This is a genomic window from Citrobacter sp. TBCS-14 (assembly GCF_005280805.1).
Taxonomy (GTDB): domain Bacteria; phylum Pseudomonadota; class Gammaproteobacteria; order Enterobacterales; family Enterobacteriaceae; genus Citrobacter; species Citrobacter gillenii.
This window is the reverse complement of the sequence record NZ_SZWM01000909.1, coordinates 1-486: the sequence shown is the minus strand read 5'-3', so window position 1 is coordinate 486 and position 486 is coordinate 1. Positions and strand designations below refer to the sequence as shown.

The window sequence follows — 486 nt, the reverse complement described above, 5'->3', positions numbered from 1 at the left end:
GTGCAGCACGTCTGGCGTTGCTAACGGGCCAATTTCTTTTCGTACCCAGTTGCGCACCTCGGCGTACAACTCAGGTGACGGCTCTTCGCCGTGATTCAGCGTGACGTAGGCGTAAATGGCCTGGCCTTTAATACTATGTGGAATGCCGACCACGGCGGCTTCGGCAATCTTTGGATGCGACACCAGNGGCCTTTAATATTATGCGGAATACCCACTACCGCGGCTTCGGCAATCTTCGGATGCGACACCAGCGCCGACTCGATTTCAGCCGTCCCCAGACGGTGGCCGGAAACGTTCAGCACGTCGTCCACGCGTCCTGTTATCCAGTAGTAGCCGTCTTCGTCACGACGCGCGCCGTCGCCGCTGAAGTACATATTCTTGAAGGTAGAGAAGTAGGTTTGCTCAAAGCGTTCGTGATCGCCAAACAACGTTCTCGCCTGACCCGGCCACGAGTCGGTAATCACCAGATTGCCTTCGGTCGCGCCT

The 486-nt window shown here is 56.9% G+C and carries 1 pseudogene; it reads right to left on the bottom strand.

The window, feature by feature from the left end:
* Window positions 1–486, bottom strand: a pseudogene (locus FDX22_RS32755) (hypothetical protein); the annotation flags it as partial.